The 19,094-nt window shown below is 33.1% G+C and carries 16 protein-coding genes, 1 tRNA gene and 1 pseudogene; 9 read left to right on the forward strand and 9 right to left on the reverse strand.

Translation table 11 applies throughout. The features are described from left to right. Nucleotides 1-39 precede the first annotated feature (39 nt). Complete coding sequence (locus tag H3S73_RS11080; protein ID WP_198236644.1) at nucleotides 40-3,102, forward strand: FAD-binding and (Fe-S)-binding domain-containing protein; 3,063 nt, start codon at nucleotides 40-42, stop codon at nucleotides 3,100-3,102. A gap of 8 nt (nucleotides 3,103-3,110) precedes the next feature. Next, nucleotides 3,111-3,212, forward strand: a pseudogene (locus tag H3S73_RS11085) (IS3 family transposase); the annotation flags it as partial. Nucleotides 3,213-3,280: 68 nt separating this feature from the next. Here H3S73_RS11085 and H3S73_RS11090 read toward each other — a convergent pair. The 8 genes from H3S73_RS11090 to H3S73_RS11125 form a co-directional block, all read right to left on the reverse strand. Next, complete coding sequence (locus H3S73_RS11090) at nucleotides 3,281-4,345, reverse strand: tyrosine-protein phosphatase (RefSeq protein WP_198236645.1); 1,065 nt, start codon at nucleotides 4,343-4,345, stop codon at nucleotides 3,281-3,283. Nucleotides 4,346-4,359: 14 nt separating this feature from the next. Next, entirely contained in the window at nucleotides 4,360-5,175 is an 816-nt protein-coding gene (locus H3S73_RS11095; RefSeq protein ID WP_198236646.1) for a PTS system mannose/fructose/sorbose family transporter subunit IID, read from the reverse strand. After that, nucleotides 5,172-5,975 carry a PTS sugar transporter subunit IIC gene (locus H3S73_RS11100; RefSeq protein WP_198228378.1) on the reverse strand — a complete coding sequence of 268 codons (804 nt, stop codon included), beginning with the start codon at nucleotides 5,973-5,975 and terminating at the stop codon, nucleotides 5,172-5,174. Before H3S73_RS11100 ends, H3S73_RS11095 begins: the two co-directional genes overlap by 4 nt. A 41-nt stretch (nucleotides 5,976-6,016) precedes the next feature. Continuing rightward, complete coding sequence (locus H3S73_RS11105) at nucleotides 6,017-6,490, reverse strand: PTS sugar transporter subunit IIB (RefSeq protein ID WP_198228376.1); 474 nt, start codon at nucleotides 6,488-6,490, stop codon at nucleotides 6,017-6,019. 10 nt (nucleotides 6,491-6,500) lie between these two features. Further along, nucleotides 6,501-6,932: a PTS sugar transporter subunit IIA gene (locus H3S73_RS11110; protein ID WP_198236647.1), complete on the reverse strand. Its 432-nt coding sequence runs from the start codon at nucleotides 6,930-6,932 to the stop codon at nucleotides 6,501-6,503. A 304-nt stretch (nucleotides 6,933-7,236) separates the two neighbouring features. Beyond that, on the reverse strand, nucleotides 7,237-8,082 hold the full coding sequence (locus tag H3S73_RS11115) for a MurR/RpiR family transcriptional regulator (RefSeq protein ID WP_198236648.1): 846 nt from the start codon (nucleotides 8,080-8,082) through the stop codon (nucleotides 7,237-7,239). Between the two features lie 254 nt (nucleotides 8,083-8,336). Beyond that, nucleotides 8,337-8,410 (reverse strand) — tRNA-Cys (locus H3S73_RS11120). Between the two features lie 1,115 nt (nucleotides 8,411-9,525). Beyond that, the gene (locus H3S73_RS11125) at nucleotides 9,526-10,407 is read right to left on the reverse strand and encodes a LysR family transcriptional regulator (protein ID WP_198236649.1); all 882 of its coding nucleotides are present in this window, start codon (nucleotides 10,405-10,407) and stop codon (nucleotides 9,526-9,528) included. A gap of 159 nt (nucleotides 10,408-10,566) precedes the next feature. On the opposite strand from H3S73_RS11125, the gene H3S73_RS11130 reads away from it, so the two are divergent. The 6 genes from H3S73_RS11130 (at nucleotide 10,567) to H3S73_RS11155 (ending at nucleotide 17,548) form a co-directional block, all read left to right on the forward strand. Then, complete coding sequence (locus H3S73_RS11130; protein ID WP_198228368.1) at nucleotides 10,567-11,529, forward strand: aldo/keto reductase; 963 nt, start codon at nucleotides 10,567-10,569, stop codon at nucleotides 11,527-11,529. A gap of 463 nt (nucleotides 11,530-11,992) precedes the next feature. Beyond that, on the forward strand, nucleotides 11,993-12,823 hold the full coding sequence (locus H3S73_RS11135; protein WP_198236650.1) for a MetQ/NlpA family ABC transporter substrate-binding protein: 831 nt from the start codon (nucleotides 11,993-11,995) through the stop codon (nucleotides 12,821-12,823). A gap of 211 nt (nucleotides 12,824-13,034) precedes the next feature. Further along, a complete protein-coding gene (locus tag H3S73_RS11140) occupies nucleotides 13,035-13,970 on the forward strand; it encodes a hypothetical protein (RefSeq protein WP_198236651.1) in 936 nt (311 codons plus the stop codon). A gap of 322 nt (nucleotides 13,971-14,292) precedes the next feature. Beyond that, entirely contained in the window at nucleotides 14,293-15,204 is a 912-nt protein-coding gene (locus H3S73_RS11145) for a hypothetical protein (protein WP_086327663.1), read from the forward strand. Between the two features lie 333 nt (nucleotides 15,205-15,537). Then, nucleotides 15,538-16,437 (forward strand): endonuclease/exonuclease/phosphatase family protein, encoded by a 900-nt coding sequence (locus tag H3S73_RS11150; RefSeq protein WP_198236652.1) that lies wholly within the window; start codon nucleotides 15,538-15,540, stop codon nucleotides 16,435-16,437. Nucleotides 16,438-16,642: 205 nt separating this feature from the next. Further along, nucleotides 16,643-17,548: an endonuclease/exonuclease/phosphatase family protein gene (locus tag H3S73_RS11155; protein ID WP_144091455.1), complete on the forward strand. Its 906-nt coding sequence runs from the start codon at nucleotides 16,643-16,645 to the stop codon at nucleotides 17,546-17,548. Here H3S73_RS11155 and H3S73_RS11160 read toward each other — a convergent pair. Continuing rightward, nucleotides 17,523-17,717 carry a hypothetical protein gene (locus tag H3S73_RS11160; protein WP_198248904.1) on the reverse strand — a complete coding sequence of 65 codons (195 nt, stop codon included), beginning with the start codon at nucleotides 17,715-17,717 and terminating at the stop codon, nucleotides 17,523-17,525. The two genes, H3S73_RS11155 and H3S73_RS11160, sit on opposite strands and share 26 nt — an antisense overlap. Before the next feature lie 576 nt (nucleotides 17,718-18,293). Between H3S73_RS11160 and H3S73_RS13930 the strand changes: the two genes are divergently transcribed. Beyond that, entirely contained in the window at nucleotides 18,294-19,076 is a 783-nt protein-coding gene (locus H3S73_RS13930; RefSeq protein ID WP_305040907.1) for a hypothetical protein, read from the forward strand. Nucleotides 19,077-19,094 lie beyond the last annotated feature (18 nt).

Genomic DNA, 19,094 nt, shown 5'->3' on the forward strand with positions numbered 1-19,094 from the left:
TTACACTAAGTATAAGATTTATTATTAACTAGATTCATTATGATCCCTAGACTATCAAACTCACCTCAACTTGATGAGGTTACAAAAACATATTTAATTGCTCTCAAAGAATCTGGCTTTACCGGTGATATAGCAAGCGATTATGCTTCGTGTTTGACTATGGCAACGGATAACAGTATTTATCAATTAATGCCACAAGCGATATTATTTCCTCGTTCAACTGAGGATGTTCAATTAATAACGCATTTAGCCAATCAAGACACCTTTCAAACTTTAAAGTTTACACCACGAGGGGGTGGTACCGGAACAAATGGACAATCTTTAAATAGGGGTATCGTAGTTGATCTTTCTCGTTATATGAATCAAATTTTAGAGGTCAATATTGAAGAGGGTTGGGTAAAAGTCCAAGCAGGGGTGATTAAAGATCAACTTAATGAATATTTAAAACCGTACGATTACTTTTTTGCACCCGAATTATCTACCAGTAATCGAGCTACGATTGGTGGAATGATAAATACCGATGCCTCAGGACAAGGCTCGATGGTTTATGGAAAAACATCCAATCATGTTTTAAGCGTTAAAGCCGTATTAATTAATGGTGAGATCCTTGAAACAAACAAAAAAAGTATTACAGAAGTTGAGAATCTGGCTAATGATTCAGCGATTTACCGCACGGTATATGAATATTGTAAAAATCATCGCCAACTTATTTTAAATAAATTCCCAAAATTAAATCGCTTTTTAACTGGTTATGATCTGAAAAATGTCTTCAATGATAATTTAACCGAATTTGACTTAACACGCATTCTTACTGGTAGTGAGGGTTCATTAGCCTTTATTACCGAAGCTAAATTAAATATCATCCCCAAACCAAAATATCGTTTTTTAATGAATATTAAATACGACTCTTTTCAATCCGCATTAAGTAATGCCCCCTTTTTAGTAAATGCTGAAGCATTGTCTGTTGAAACAGTGGATTCAAAAGTTTTAGGACTGGCTAAAGAAGATATTATCTGGCAATCAATTAAAGAATTAATTACCGATGTTATCGGGCATGATATGCAAGGTATCAATATTGTTGAGTTTGCAGGTAATGATTATGAGTTGACTAAAGGTAAACTCGATAACTTAAGTAAGCAAATTGACAAACTCATGATAAATCATTCCTTAGGTATCATAGGTTATCAAACATGTGAAAACTTAGATGAAATTGAGAAGATCTATGCAATGCGAAAAAAAGCGGTGGGATTACTTGGTAATGCTAAAGGAATGCGTAAACCGATTCCTTTTGTTGAAGATACATGTGTGCCTCCGCAGCATTTAGCGGAATATATTGCTGAATTTCGAGCTTTGCTTGATAGTCATCATTTGTCTTATGGTATGTTTGGCCATGTTGATTCAGGAGTATTGCATGTTCGCCCAGCTTTGGATATGTGCGTTCCTGAACAAGAAAAACTGATGAAAACTATTTCTGATCAAGTTGTCGCTTTAACTGCTAAATATGGCGGATTACTATGGGGTGAACATGGTAAAGGGTTTCGTAGTGAATACAGTCCTGCTTTTTTTGGTGAAGAGTTATATCAAGGTTTAAGAACAATTAAAACTGCTTTTGATCCCCATAATCGTTTAAATCCGGGAAAAATTTGTCCACCATTAGATGTTGATGAGGGCATGTTAACCGTCGATTCTACCACACGGGGCTTTTATGATCGCCAAATTCCATTAAGTGTTAAAGAAGTTTTTCACGGAGCAACAGAATGTAATGGTAATGGTCTTTGTTTCAATTTTGATGTGAATAGTCCCATGTGTCCATCGATGAAGTTATCAGGTAATCGAGTTTATTCACCAAAAGGCCGAGCAACCTTAGTGCGCGAATGGCTACGTTTAATGGTTAAATTAGGTATGACAGAACAAGAACTTAATTCGTTATTAACAACAAAACACAGTTCGTTAGTTGTATTTGCTAAAAAAATAGCCAACACCGTTAAAGCAAAATTTGGAGAATATGACTTTTCACATGATGTAAAAGATTCAATGGATCATTGTTTGTCATGTAAAGCGTGTTCAACACAATGTCCGATTAAGATCGATGTACCTGATTTCAAAGCGCGTTTTTTACAGTTATATCACACCCGTTATTTAAGACCTGTGCGCGATTACTTGGTGGGAAATATTGAGTCATACCTGCCTTTAATGGCAAAAGCACCACGCTTTTTTAATTTTTTTATGAAGATGCCCGTTACAGAATATGTGACTAATAAAACCGTGGGTATGGCCAGTTTACCTATGTTGTCTGTGCCAACATTAAAAAAACAATTGATTGGTCATAACACTGCAAATATCAAACTTGAACAACTACAGAAATTTTCACAAGAGGAGCGCGCTAAGTATGTACTTGTCGTTCAAGATCCATTTACCAGCTATTATGATGCCAAAGTGGTCTATGATTTTGTCTGCCTGATCGAAACGTTAGGATATAAACCCGTCGTTTTACCATTTGTACCCAACGGTAAAGCTCAACACATAAAAGGTTTTTTAAAGCAATTTGCCAAGACGGCACAAACAGCTGCGCAACTATTATCACAAATAGCTCAATTGGGTATACCCATGGTCGGGGTCGATCCTGCATTGGTACTTTGCTATCGAGATGAATATAAACTTATACTTCAAGATAAAGTCAGTAATTTTAAGGTATTGCTTTCACATGAATGGTTAACCAATATCGCTGACCACTTGCCAAACAGCCCACAATTAAAAACAACTGATAGAGAAAAATGGTATTTGCTAGGGCATTGTAGCGAAACGACGCAATTACCCGCCAGTAATCAACAGTGGCAACAGATTTTTAAACAGTTTGGTACTGATTTACAACCAATCCGAGTAGGGTGTTGTGGTATGGCGGGCACTTATGGGCATGAAGTTAATAATCTTACAGCATCAAAACAGTTATATGAATTATCTTGGCAACAAGCATTGACCAGCTATCCTAAAGAACGTTGTTTGACAACAGGGTATTCTTGCCGTAGTCAGGTTAAACGATTTGATAAGTTTATTATGAAGCATCCGATCCAAGCATTACTCACTATGATGCAGATGAATTGATTGAAAAAATAGAAGAATATATAGAATACTACAACACCAAACGGATTAAAGCCAAATTAAAAGGCCTGACTCCGGTTGAATATCGAAATCAGGCCTTACAAGCCGCTTAATAAAAGTGTCCAACTTTATGGGGGCACTTCATTATTTGCGCTTTTAAAAGAATGATTGCAATAAATTATTATTCTAAATAAAGATCTTGCATGGTTTTAAAATCTTGATCTGTAAAACCTAACTCTTGCTTAATGTAATTTGCTGGTGAGCCAGCCACTTTTTTCATTGTATCAAGAATTTCCATCATAAAACTGACGCGGGTATCAATTAAACTCAATAAATAACCGAGTACATCTTCATCATCGGTAATCTTACGATAGGCAGCCATTTTGATTTTATTTCGCTCTAAACGATTTTCATGAGTCAGCATATAATCATAAATAATATCGGATTCAGATACACCTAACATTATTTGGATCAATAATACACCATATCCTGTTCTATCTTTACCTCCACGACAATGTTGAAGACTTGGACTGTTGTCGGCATCTAAAACAGCCTTTAACATTTGTCGATAAGCATTTTTAGATTTTTCACTTAACACAAAGTTACGATATTGTTCAAGCACTTGTATGCCTTCACCATTAACTAATTCTCGAGGAATATCTCTTAGTACACTTTCAATCAATGCTTGATCTTCATTGCTTGGGTCGGCTGCAAATTGAGCTGCAAGTTCCGCCGTTTGAGCTGATGCATCTAAATGAAATGTCTGTTTTTCCCCAATGGATGAATTAGGACTGGTTTTAATTTCGTTAGCACTGCGATAATCAATAATTGTTTTAATATTTAATGCAGTAATATATTGTTGTGCATCGGGTTTTAAACCATGAAGGTGATTGGAACGGTATAATTGTCCCCATTTTACACGTTTACCGTTAGCAGCAACATAACCACCAAAATCTCGGAAATTATTCAAACCTGTTATTGGTAACGTTCTTTCACCAAATATTAAGGGTGATTTGCCTTCCTTTTCTAAAATGAAATAAATACGTTTTTTAGCTTGTAACGGATCATCAAAAATCACCGGACTTTGTACATTTTTGCCAATCAATGTTTTAGTTTGGGTATGAGCATTAGCCTCTTGAGTCCAATAAAGATCAACGGATTGTTGATCTAATGAATCAAATGATATGACAATCTGTCCTTGATTATTACGCACCGCTGATACAGCTTCTTTATTTTGTTTTTCCATCGTTATTTACCTAATTAATTTAGTATACCCAACATTGAAAGAATTACTCCAATCACCATTACCGCTATAATTAGTGAAACAGTGTATTTTCCTTGGAATTTTTTGACTAAATAAAACACACCTAAAGCAAAAAGAATAGTTAATAAATTCGGCATGACTTTATCAAACATATCTTGTACTTTGATTGACTGTTCACCAACTTCTATTAACAGGGGCGTTGAAACTTTAACGGTCGTGGCTATGAGGGAGCCGAGCACCATAACCCCCACCACATTGGCTAAATTGCTAATTCTCTGAATAATATTTGAATTTTTAGATTGTTCAATAAGATCAACCCCTTTATTGTAGCCATAATGAACAAAGAAATATTTGCTCAGTATATTGACTAAATTATAAATAAAGAACATTAATATCGGTCCAATCACATTACCTTGTAAAGCAAAAGCCGCGCCGATACTGCCACAAATTGGCATCCAAGTGAATTTTAATAAGCTATCGCCCAATCCGGCAAAAGGTCCCATCAACCCCGCTTTTAACGAAATTACCGCATCTTTTTCTTCTTCTGTGGTTTTTTCTTCCATTGCAGCTGTAACACCTAATATCAATGCACCAGCGTTAACTTGGGTATTAAAAAATTCAAAGTGACGTTTCATTGCACGGATGCGCGTCTCTTCATCCGCATCTTTATAAAGTCGATCTAAAATGGGGATCATGCAATGTGCAAAACCGATGGTTTGTAATTTTTCATAATTAAAAGAAAAAGGTATGGTTTGTATACGCCAAAAGACACTATTGAGATCCTTTTTGGTAATTTTCTTTTCGTTATTCATAGATCATACTCCTCTTCAACTACACTATTATTTACTGTAGATTTATTCTCTGTGTTACTACTTGAATTTTCATTCTTTTTACCAGCCATAAACGCCATGTCATATAAAACCGCAAACGCTAGTGCAATGAAAGTAATTGGGATAATTGGCAAATCAAGATAACTGGTTAGTACAAAACCAAGTAGAAAGAAAAACCACATGGTGCCTTTTAAGAGCATGAGTAATAAAATACAGATACCCACAGCAGGAATTAATTTTGACGCAACGCCCATACCTGTAATGATATCTTTCGGAATCGCATCTAAAATGGTTTTGATTAAATCACTACCAAAATAGATTGCTAAGAAACAAGGTACAGCACGAATCAGGAACCAAACCGGTGTAGAAAAGTAATGAACTTTGACCAGTCCCTTATAACTACCATTTTGAATACTTTTTTCTGCCAATGGATTTAGAAAACAAGCAAAAGATCGCCAAACAATTAATAACTGCTGGCAAAGTATTGAAACAGGAAGTGCTAATGCGACACCCGCAGCAATTCCACCTTGAGTAGCAATGCCGAGCGAAACACCAATTATTGAACCTGCAACAATATCAGGTGCGGAATAGGCTCCCACATTACCAATACCCATCCACATAAGTTCAAGAGTGGCACTGATTGCAAGTCCTTGAACCAGATCGCCCATAATAATGCCAGCTATCGTTCCTGTTAATAATGGTCGTCGTAGCATTTGTGGACCAACATCATCTAATGAACAGATTCCCGCCCAAATGGCGACAAGAATAGCCTGTGTTAACATAGGTTAACCTCCAAATATAATTAATAAATAGTTAATTAAGACTAATTAATCAGTGTTTTGAGTAAAACAACAGGATCTTTGGGAACCATTTGAACCTCAACAATCACATTTTTTTCAATCAGATTTTTGAATGCTTGTTCTTCTTCAGGCGTGACAGAAACAGCCCGTGATAATTGATGACGTCCTTCTTGCATGCGCATTCCTCCAACGTTGAGTTTTTCAATCTCTAGTCCTCCTGATACCAGCGCATCGACATCAATACTGTTGGTAAATAACAACATTGTGCGTTTTTTGATAGGTGTTTTTTTGAGGATTTCAATAAATTGTTGAACGCCAAATACTAAGACTTTTAATTCTGGTGGGGCAGACATGGTTAATACTGATTGTTGAACTTTATCGTTGGCAACTTTATCGTTAATTACTAGGACTTGCTCAATATTATAATTTTTTACCCAAGTGGTGATAACTTGTCCATGAATAAGACGATCGTCAATTCTAGCTACATTAATTGGCATATTGTTCTCCTTACAAATCAGTAGATTGTTCACGTTGAGAATTTAGTACTTGTGCAACGTCAACACAGCTTTGCGGAAAAACTTCTTCAATGGCAGCTTTAACGTCGTTAAGTGATCCTTCTCTATTATTTAAAACTTCAAGCAATACAGGAATATTAAACCCACTAAATAGCAATACATCACCACATTGTATTAATAATTCACCGGCAAGATTACACGGTGTACCGCCCATAATATCAACGAGAATAATGACACCGTCACCTTTATTCAGACTCTGATAACTTTCAGACATTTGTTGGCGTAGATTATCGATATTACTATCAACTAAAACGGATATTACTTTGATACCTTGTTGTTGTCCCATAAGCATTTGGGCACACTCAAGCGCACCTTGAGCAAAAGGCCCATGACTGGCTAAAATAATGGGTAATTGTCGTTCCATTTTCAATTTCCTTTATCAAACTAGATTATCACTAAATGTAATAATGTTACTTTAAATTAAAAATTATTTAGTAATAAAATTACATCTAAGTGCAAATTAAGTCATCTTTTTTTTTAAGATTTTTAGGAATTTGTGAACTGGATCATGTTTAATTTAAAAAGTCATTAAATAACATAATATTGTATTCATAATATGAATGGTTTAAACAATTTAGTGACAAGAAAAATACGATAACATTAAAGACTAATGAGTAAAAATCATTAATATATCTTTAATAAAAATTATGAAAATATCCTTTGAGACATTATTTATGATGGGGATATTTACGTTTTTCGCGACTTTGAGTCTGCTCAAGCAAATGTTCATCATATTTTCGGATGAATAAATTGGTCAGTAACATATTCATAACCGATATTTGCGAAATTTTAGAACGAATTGGAATCAGTCGTGAAGCATGCTCCATCGAGGTAGTATGTAACACAATGTTTGCTAATAAAGATATCTGACTTTGCCCCATTTTTGTGATTGCAATAGAGGGAACTTTTAAACTTTCGGCAAGTTTTAATAGCTCCACACATTCTGGCGTTTCACCTGAATGTGAAATAATAATGATCAAATCATTTTTACCGAGCGTGCTAACAATACTTCGACTGATATGCGAATCAAAATGGCAATTAACATCTTTTTTAATTTTAATGAGTTGATACTCCAACTCTTTTCCAACTAAACCGCTACTGCCCACTCCAAAAATAACGATCTTGTTACTCGCTATGATCAAATCAATGGCGTTATCCAATGCGTTAAGGTTTACGATTGAATGGGTATCGTCGATAGAGGATTTTTCCATAGCCTGAACTTTTCTATTCACATCTTCCAAGGTATCATTAAGGTTAATATCATCTTGTAAGATATCGGTACTAAATTTTTGTGGTGACGATGAAATAAGATCAACTTTAAAATCGCTAAATCCACTATAACCGAGTTTATTGCATAATCTTAAAATTGTACTAGTACTAACATAATTAAGCTTAGCTAATGTTTGAATACTCATATTTTTTACTGATTGAGAGTGGGTTATAATGTACTGCGCAACTTCCAATTCTTTTACCGACAGGTCATTTTTTACTTCCCTGAGTTTCAAATTAATCATGCTCACCTCGAAATTGAAATACCTGAACGTCAGTATAGTAAATAAGTTCAAAAATTGAAAAATATTTTAAATTGCACACAAAGAAAGCAATCATCAATCTTAATTCAATTATTTAAAGTAATGATAATTAAAATAACAGAATTGATTAAGTACTTATCTAAGATTTATTCGGTTTATTATTAATTTTGAATAGGGAAAATAAACGATAACTTAAAGGGAAAGGGATGTTAATGTGTGTGATTTTGAGAAGTTTATGGAGGCGCGTCCCGGAGTCGAACCGAGGTAGACGGATTTGCAATCCGCAGCATGGCCACTCTGCCAACGCGCCGTAGTGCTCTGTCTCAACAGGTGGCAAATAGTAGCATTGGCTTTATAAATCGTCAAGGCTTAATAGACTATAATTACAGCAGTCATAATAAATTGATTTAAAATGATGCATTTTTCTTGTAAAAAAGTTTCAGGTCATGCATGTGTTTCAGTAAAAAATCGATTTTAGGTCACAATTACTTGATATAAATTGAGTACAAAATAATTAATAAAAGTCGTAAAATCTAAAATTTGATTTAAATGATGTAAACGAACAATCAATCCTTAGTACCATTGAGAGGAAAACGATCGCTTATTAAACGTGCTAATTATCAAAAATTTGACTTTAGTCAGATCTAATTTTTAATCCGACTTGTTCTTATAAGTTTTTACTTGAGTTGGAGAGAGTTTGGAAAATAGGACGATAGCCTATTAACTATAATGTTAAACGATAAGAGATGCATCACATTCATCAATAATTTTTTATAGGTTTAATGTTAATTATTGAATTAATCAGATTTATCATTTTACATTCGCCTATTTCTTTATGAATGATTAAACTTTATTGACTGTCTATCGAAATTTTATAAAAAATGAAACGGTATAGACTCCTGAATAATTTTTACAGACTTGGTGTTAAATAGTTAATATAATTGGATTTATTATTCAACATGCGTTTATCTATTTATGATTAATCAAACCTTATTGACTATTTGCCAGAATTTTATAGAAAATGAAACGGTATAGACTCCTGAATAATTTTTACAGATTTAGTGTTAATTATTTAATTTAATTGGATTGAATTGGATTTATCATTTCACATTCGTTTATCTATTTATGAATAATTAAACTTTATTGACTGTCTATCGAAATTTTATAAAAAATGAAATGGTATAGACTCCTGAATAATTTTTACAGGTCTAATGTTAATTATTTAATATAATTGTATTTATCATTTAACATCTGTTTATCTATTTATGAATAATTAAACTTTATTTATTGTTTATAGGATTTAATAAAATGAACTTTTCGGAATCGATAAAGGGGTATTTTGTCAAAAAGTGTCAGGTTATGCTTAGATTTTAGAAAAAAATAAATTTAAGTAAAACAGTATATTCTTTGTTCAACTTGAGTGAATTAGTATTTTAACGCTTCTAAAATCAATTTAAATACATTTGAATGACCTTTTCGGCTTGGGTAATAGATATAAAATGGTTCATAGGTCATGGCAAAATCGGCTAATAATTCCACTAATGTTCCTTTTGCTAATTCTTCTTCTACTTCTAACCGACCCACCCAAGTAATACCTAAACCGTCTAATGCTGCCTGTTTACGGAGATGATTATTAAAAATTAATTGTGATGAAGGATGATAAATTAGAGTATTACCATTATCGTTAAATTCCCATGATAATTCTGCACCATGATGAGAAGAGATTCTTAATCCTATTAATTTATGATGATCTAAATCATTAATATGCTCGGGTTTTGTGGTATTTTTTAAATAATCTGGGCTGGCAACCAGTGCCATTTTTAACGGCTCTGATATTTTTACTGCAACCATATCTTTAGCGAGATCGTCACCGATACGGCAGCCCATATCAAAACCTTGTTCAACAATATCGACCCAATTATTGTCGGCTTGAATTTCAACTTTTATTTGAGGATATTGAGTTAAAAAATCGCGCAATTTAGGATAGAGAATCATTTCTACCGCAAGACTGGTCGAATTAATTCTGATTGTTCCCGACGGCGTTTCAAGAAAATTTGCTAAGGCATGAACTTCGTCATTAATCGATTTGAATAAGGGGGCAACTTGCTTAAATAACTGTTCGCCTGCTTCGGTTAATGACATACTGCGGGTGGTACGATTAAATAATCGTAAATCAAGACGGCTCTCTAAATTACGCATACTATGGCTCAGTGCCGAGGGTGAAATTTGTAAAGACTTGGCCGCTTTTACAAAACTGCCAGCTTGGGCTATCGTTATAAAGTAATTTAGTTCATTAAAGTTATACATATCGGGTTGGATTAATGAATTTTATTCATCATACTATAAATCAATACCCTGTTTATCTCAATAAAATTACTGTTTAAAATCAGTATATAAAAACACTGTGATCTGTTTTTAAAGCAATCGTTTACCTAAGTCAATTTAGCAGCAAGAAAGGAGGAAGTTATGGATTACATTAAACTTGGCACGTCGAACATTGAAGTGTCGCGATTTTGTTTAGGATGTATGAGTTTTGGCGATCCAGCTAGTCAAATGCATGCGTGGACACTTGATCCTGATCAAAGTGAAGCGATTATTAAACACGCTCTTGATTTAGGGATTAATTTTATTGATACCGCGAATACTTATTCGGCAGGTACCAGTGAAGAATATGTAGGACGAGCAATTAAAAGAAACATTGCCCGCGATAAAGTTGTGATTGCAACCAAAGTTTATTTTAATGAAGGTCATCTTTCCAAAAAAGCGATCGAGACAGAGATCAATGGATCACTTAAACGCCTTGGCACTGATTATGTGGATTTATATATTATTCACCGTTTTGACTATAGCACGCCGATAGACGAAACAATGGAAGCGTTGCATAATCTGGTGAAAGCAGGAAAAGTCCGTGCATTAGGTGCGTCAGCGATGTATGGTTATCAATTTCATAATATGCAATTAGCTGCTCAGCAAAACCACTGGACACAGTTTGTATCGATGCAAAATCATTATAATTTATTGTATCGGGAAGATGAACGTGAGCTCATTCCTGTTTGCAAGCAATTTAATGTTTCATTAACGCCATATAGCCCTTTAGCGGCAGGCAGATTGTCTCGTTTAGAGTGGAAAGCTGACACATTACGCAGTAAAACTGATAAGGTCGCTATCTCTAAATACGACGGTACCCAAAATACCGATGCCAATATTGTAAAAAGAGTTCATGAAATTGCCGAAAAATATAATGTAACTATGACACAAGTGGCTTTAGCATGGCAGTTTGCTAAAGGGGTTGCTTCACCTATCATTGGTGCAACTAAAACGCAATATCTTGACGATGCAGTAGGGGCATTGAAGGTTAAATTAACGCAAGAAGATGTTACTTATCTTGAGGAACTTTACATACCACATCGTATTATGGGCGCTTTATAACTCGAATTGAGTGATTGAAATTATTACCCTTAAAAAGGTTTGATATCATTTTAGGGGTAATTGTCAAAAAGCTTGAGAATAGCCTTAAGGTTTAACTCTATCTTACTTTTAATTAAATCAATATCGGTTAAATTTTAACTTGATATCAAGCCATCAAATTCAATTTAGAAAAATTTACCAGCAATTCTATAACAAAATGAAATAACTAATTTTTAATTTTGTTACGAAAATTACTCATCTTATGTCCTACTGAGTTGGAAAAGTGATCATTTATCTCAGTACTATTTCGAGTTTCTTCAAACTTAACTATTTTCTATTAAATTTTGTTCGCATATAGCCAATTTGCATAATGATATAATTTTTTTGTATTAAACGATTGCTGCGCTAGTCACTATAATGTTAGTGGTAAGAATAATAAATATTATTTAGATATATTTAATATACTCAAATTTAAGGATTAATGATGCGAAGGATTTTTAATTTAGCCATTTTAATGTTGAGCTGTTTATTTTTGTTTGGTTGTGAACAAAAATCAAATCCAGAACAAGCCAATAAAACTGACAAAAAAGAGATCGTTGTTGGTTTACCGCCGAGTATGCACAATATTTTGATGGAGCGAGTGGTAAAACCAGAATTAGAACAAAAAGGTTATACGGTAAAACTGGTTAATTTTAGTTCTTTAAGAGATTCGAATACTGCGTTAGTTGAAGGTAGTATTGATATGAATGCAGCTCAGCATCAAGCGTATTTAGATGTTTATAATAAAGAAACGAATAACGACTTAGTATCATTAGTCCATATTCCATCCATTTCGGCTGCGCTGTTTTCACAGTCGCATCGGTCTGTTAATGAGATTGCCCCAAATCAAATAATTGCTATTCCAAATGATCCCTCTAATACCGCTAGAGCGCTGTTATTGTTGCAAAAATTAAATTGGATCACACTTAAACCAGACACAAAATCGGGTACAGCAAATATCAATGACATTGCTGAAAATAAGTATGACTTAAAATTTAGATTATTATTATCAGAAATCATACCCAGAACGTTAGGTGAAGTGGATTATGCCATTATGCCAGGAGGTGTAGCATGGTTAAGTAAGATACCCGCTGATAATGTTTTATTTCAAGAACAATTATCCCCTAATTTGGAGTTAATGGTCGTGGTAAAAAAAGAGAATTTAAATACGGCATGGGCTAAAGAGGTTAAAGCGCTTTATCAGTCTGATGTTTTAAAAAGATTTATTAACGAACATCCTGATGCTAAAGGTCGATTCATCTGGCCTCAACAGTAGATTAAATTATTGAAATTTTTTGCAGGGATAACGTTATTATTAATAGCAAAATATTTACTTAATCAGTTATTGTATATATTTATAGCATAATGATTATATCCAGTTAGTTATCTCTGTAACGAATTAGATAAACAGTGATTTGAAGTAGGTCTTTATTAATATTAATGATAAAATTTATCCACATTAATAATAATTTCAAAATTTTAATACGATGAAAAAAATAAAATATACTTTACTTGTTACTTGCAGTTTGAGCTTGGTGGGCTGCTTTGAAAGTAGTTCACTCGATCGTTGGATAGATAATCCGACGGCTAATGAAATTAAATTGACTATTGATGGTAATGAATTAACGATTCCTGCACAATCAGGCATACAATATAAATTTGATTATGGCAAACATACTTTAACGTATAACGATGATTCACTAAACTTCATTGTTAAACCCGCTAAATTTGGAATGGCAAGCTTTATTAATCCTACCCAAAGTAACTATTTTATTTATACTGTCGTATATTCAACTTCAAATATAAGTCAGGAAGAGTATGACAAACTTTCACAAAGAGCGATAAAAAAAATACCTATAATAGTCAATGGAGAAGAAGCAGAAATAGAACTTCCAACTGTCGAGATTAATGATGTATTCATCGATAGAATGGATACTAAGTGGGATTATTCGTTTGATGAACCTTTTCCTGAAGAGTTATCTCAAGAGCTAAATTTACCTAAAGGCTCGTATTATTACGATAACAAAAGAAAACTGTTTCGAGAAGGGGATTTTCTTGATTATTTGAAAAATGATGGGGTGGAAGAAGCGATCAGTTTCTCTTATCAACCCAAAAAGTTCAACGAAATTACCAAACATGTATTTCCAAATATTGATTTAACAGCCATAAAATGTGAAGCCGGTCAAACGTACATGAAAGAATTATTAAATGACTGGCATCATTTATTCACGCTGAAAGGTGGAGATTTTGCAAGTTCTTATAATAAATTGACGTCTAATGACACAAGTAATAAAAATTATGAATCAAGAAAATTGTGTAATCCTGAAACTGATCCAGACGGTACCTATGATAAAGCATTGACTGAAATTACTAATGCTATTCGTGATATTCGTGATGTGCACTTTTTTGTAATTAAATCATAATGCACTGATAATTTAGAAATTGTCTAAACGATATTCTTAATCCACTCGTCATAAATAGGCATAATATTATTTGTAATAGTATTATGCCTGAATATTTTTCTTACCTTTCTTCTTTTATAATATGTAATGATTACTCATTAAATTTTTAAAAATGTGTTATATAAAAAGATGAAAAATTTAAGACAAGTAATCAATCAACAATCAAATAAAAGTGTGATGAATATCTGATCTTTATTTAAAAACCATTAAGAAATATTATAATTTTGCAAGTGATTATGTTATTATTTACACCATCTTTTAACAAAATTAACAAATGAATGTGATGAAAAAAATTAAATCTACTTTAACTCTTATTTGTAGTTTAACTTTAGTTGGCTGTTTCGACTCTACTTTTAGCAATAGTTCTGTTGACCGATGGATTGATAATCCTACTGCAAACGAAATAAAAGTCACTATCGACGACAAAGAACTCACCATTCCTGCAAAATCAGGCATTAAATATGCCTTTGAGTATGGCAAACACACTCTAACATATAATGGTGATTCACTTACTTTCATGGCAAAACCTGCAATATCAAACAATACTGGATTTATTAATCCAACACAAAGTAACTATATTTTGTTAACAACCTACTATACCAACAGTGATGAAGTCTATGATCAATTGATCAAGCCTTACCTTAAACTTATTCCAGTTTCCGTAAACGGCGTACCTGCAGAGATGGAATTACCAGTACAAATTTTTAATGATGTATTTATCGAAAAAAATAGTAATTCTTGGGATTATTCAGTCGATGAAGAACTGCCTGATTCCGTGACGGTTCGAGGTGAAAACCAATATCAAGCACAAAAGCGTAAAATGTACCGCGAAGATGATTTTCTTGATACCATAAATTCAGAAGATATCGATGAAAAAGTGAGTCTTCCTTACACGCCTAAAAAATTTTCTGAAATCAAGAAACATGTATTACCAACCCTTGATTTAGACAAAATTGAATGTAAAGAAGGACGCGAGTTTCTGGAATCACAGCTTAAAGATTGGAATAAATTTTTTACCACTAAGGGCAGTGAATCAGGTAATACTTATAAACAGTTGACTTCACACGAAACGTTCAAGAAAAAACATTCACTATGTTCTGGTCAAGACCCGCAAAATACTTACCAATTCACCACCAGAGAAATTGAAGACGCAATGGATGATTTGAGACAAATAAATTTCTTTGTTACCGAATAGGTGAATCTTTACCTAACAAACCAAAGCGATTATTAAATACCTAATAACGCTTCATAAGAACTTACTAAGTGGGCATAAAATCAGTTTAATTTTATGCCCGTATTTTTTACTCCTATTTAATCTCATACAACGATAAAATTGTTTATTCATTTTTTTACTTCACAAGATATTCTGTAATTTAATGCCTTAAGTGAAGGTCCGGTAAGACAACCAATCATGCGTAATTCAAATAAAATTATTGAGCTATATCACACAAATTATAAAAAAAGATTTATTTATAAATCATTCAAGATAATATCTATCAAATGTGTAAATAAATGAAAGGAATTTTGTATGAGTAAAACTAAATTAAAATTAGCTGCTATTATCGGCGCTATAATTCTTAGTTCTTCGACGGCTTTTGCTTCACTTGAGGAGGCAAAAGATTTAAAAATCATTAGCTATAATGTCTATAATGGCATGAAATTGGATGAGTCAGAAGGAAAACAAAAATTTATTGATTGGGCGAAAATGCAAGATGCTGATATTATTGCGTGGCAGGAAATGAATTTTTTTACTCGTGAAAAACTTGAAAACTTTGCGGCAAGCTATGGACATAATTATGCGGTATTATTAAAAGAGTCACCAGATGATCCTGCTTTTTTCCCTGTTGCGATCACTTCAAAATACCCAATTGTGAATGTAAATAAAGTCGTTGATAATTTATGGCATGGCGCCTTATATGCGGATGTGGGTAAATATCATTTTGTAATAACCCATATGAATCCATTTTGGACGTCAAAAAGAATAGATGAGATCAACTTGATTATTGATTCAATCAAATACAGTTCAGATCCAAAAGGTAAATGGATCATTGCTGGCGATTTAAATTCATTCTCTCCAGCAGACAAAACGGAATATGACAACAGCAAATTATTGGAAGATATCAAAGATAAACAAAAGAAACGACCAATCTTAGATAATCTTGTGAATGGCCAATTGAGTTATACGGTACAACAAAATTTACTGGATGCGGGTTATATTGATGCTTTAAAACTGAAAAACAAACAATTTATTTCAACCGCACCGACTAAAGTATTTTATGATCAGGCATCAACGCCATTGCGATATGATTATATTTATGTTTCTCCGAAACTTAAAAAGGATGTCATTGATGTTAAAGTTTTGAAAGATGAATTTACTGATACTTATTCCGATCACTATCCAGTACAAATGATTATTCATAATAAATAATAACAATACTACTTAACTTAACTTAACTTAACTTAATTGCTTAATAAGTCAGCCATACTGCAATAGTATGGCTTTTTTATATTCATCAGTTTTAATGCTAAAAGTGATAGGTTGTGATAAGACTCTCAAAAACAAAATGTAATTTAAAGTAATATTAATGTTTAGCAATTTTAACTCGCTAAATCTTTTTAAAGGATAAATAACGATGAAAAAAAATTTTTGGGTAGTTAGTTTGATTGGACTGTTTTCACTCTGTTTCAATGTTTATGCTGATGACGATCTGGTAAAAACACAATATCAAAGTTCGCCTAATAAAGTCTATGCCGAAGGTAAACAACCACAAATAACGGTGGCTAATTACAATATTGCTGGTGGACTTAGGAAGCATAAAGTGGATCTAGATTTAGTCGCTAATGCCATTAAAGCCATGAATGCTGATATTGTTACACTTGAAGAAGTCGATCAAAAAACCTCTCGCAGTGATGGTTTGGATCAGGCAAAAGTTTTAGCTGAAAAAACTGGAATGCATTATGTTTTTGGTAAAGCGACTGAAATGAAAGGGGGAAATTACGGCAATGCAATTTTGTCTAAGTACCCAATCGAAAAAAATAAAGTCTTTTTATTGCCATCGGGTTCTTTCGAGCAAAGGTCACTTATGCTAAGCAAGATTAATGTTCCTGGCTTTGATTCTCCTATTTATATCTTCAATAGTCATTTTGATTGGCATGAAGAAGATGAAGTGAGAATGTCACAAGCTCGATTTATTAATAGCATCGTTTTTGATGATCTTGATTTAGATGATGAGTTTCCTAATTTAGCAACGGGAATTATGATCTTACTAGGTGACTTTAATTCTGTTGAAAGTGACAGGGTGATTAAAGAACTTGATAAATATTGGAATCGAGTTAAAAAAGATGGTGTTGATACACGTACTTGGCCAGCGGGCAATCCTGGATTAGATCTTGATCACATATTTACCAGTCGTAACCAAGTCTGGAGTGTAGAGCAATTAACCATACCTAATGATGGTAATGAGTGGAACGGTATTAAATGGCCATTAGTCAGTGATCATATACCTGTTATTGCTAAGCTAAAATTATTAGAACAATAATGAATGGGCGGAATGCCCATTTTTTATAAATATACGCAAGCACTGGATTTATCACTATGACTAATATACTCGTGCCTTGTATACAAGAAGCTAAAATAATGGCAACGACAATCGTCATAAAGTAAAGGGTAATTTGCTGTTTTTCTAATAATTCTTTGATAGTTGGCATATCAATGATAGATTTTTATTTTAAGATGATTGTTTTACAGCTTAACAGAAAAGTAGATGTTTATCTTCATACTCATTGGTAAAGTATAGTTTGTTCGTTTTCAGCTTCTGTGACAGATATTTTTTACTTTTTTACTCGTGATTATTTGTTACTGAACAAGTTTCAACTCAGAATGATTATTATGAAAATCAATGAGGTTAAGCAAATTAACTTAATTTAAAATTTTAAACAGAAAGCACTAACTTATTTAAAAAACTCAATATTGTGAGTCTCATCACATTGTACAATAAAAGTAAGCATATCCCTAAAATGATTAAATGCTTCCGTTTTTAATTACTCTTTCCTTTCCTAACTGTAAGTTAATTAAATTAAATTTACTCAATCAGGGATTTATCGTGCCACATTTACTATTTCATTTTGTTAAAACCAAAAGCATTTATTGAGGAATATGAACAAAGTAGAAACTGCTATCACGATCACAATTTATTTTTTCTGACCCGTTTATACTACTTATTGAATTTGTTAATCTTTTCCATAAGTTTTGTTATCGAAAGTGAGGTAGTAATGAAAAAATGTATGAAAAATTGGATAACAGTGGGGATATTGTCCACTCTGTGTTTACCTATCCATTCTGTTTGGGCTAAGGACTATCAATTGTCTGGGAAGAATACGACTATTAAAATTTCGGATAGTGACAATCAAAAAAGTATTACTTCCTTAGATTTTATTAATGCTAAAAATAGTGATCAAATCAAGGTGAACACCTTGTTTGAAATTACACTGAGCTCGGGCAAAAAATTGACGGATAAAGATTTTCAATTAAAAAGATTAAAACAAAATGATAATAATTTAACGTTAACCTATACTGGTCATGATCTTAATGTTGAAACGTTATTAAATTTGAATGATGATAATCATTTTGCGAGTTTTGAACTGCAAATCACCCCTAAAACTAAATCACTTTCAATGACGGCTATTTCTTTGATGCCATTTCATTCACAAGCACCTTTTGTTTATGGCTCGGTGGTGAGTTCACCCATTATTAGTGATACCTTTTTTATTATTCCCGAAAATCCGCTAACAAACACCGTTGCTTATGAAGGGGGCGTTTCGCAAAAAATTCCTCAGGAAATTCCTTTACAAGCAAATCATACTTTAAGTTATAAAACCTATATCGGTACTTTTGAAACAGGTCAGTTAAGGCGTCATGTTAACCAATTTATTAATTATGTGCGTGAACGCCCTTATGCACCTTATTTACACTATAATTCTTGGCTTGATATTGGTTTTTTTGGTATGTCCACACTTTTTAGTACCAAAAAGATAAGGTCATCGATTTCTTTTGTATTCAATCGGTGACTGATAATTTAATGTTGA

Source organism: Gilliamella sp. B14384G12, from assembly GCF_016101825.1.
Classification (GTDB): domain Bacteria; phylum Pseudomonadota; class Gammaproteobacteria; order Enterobacterales; family Orbaceae; genus Gilliamella; species Gilliamella apicola_N.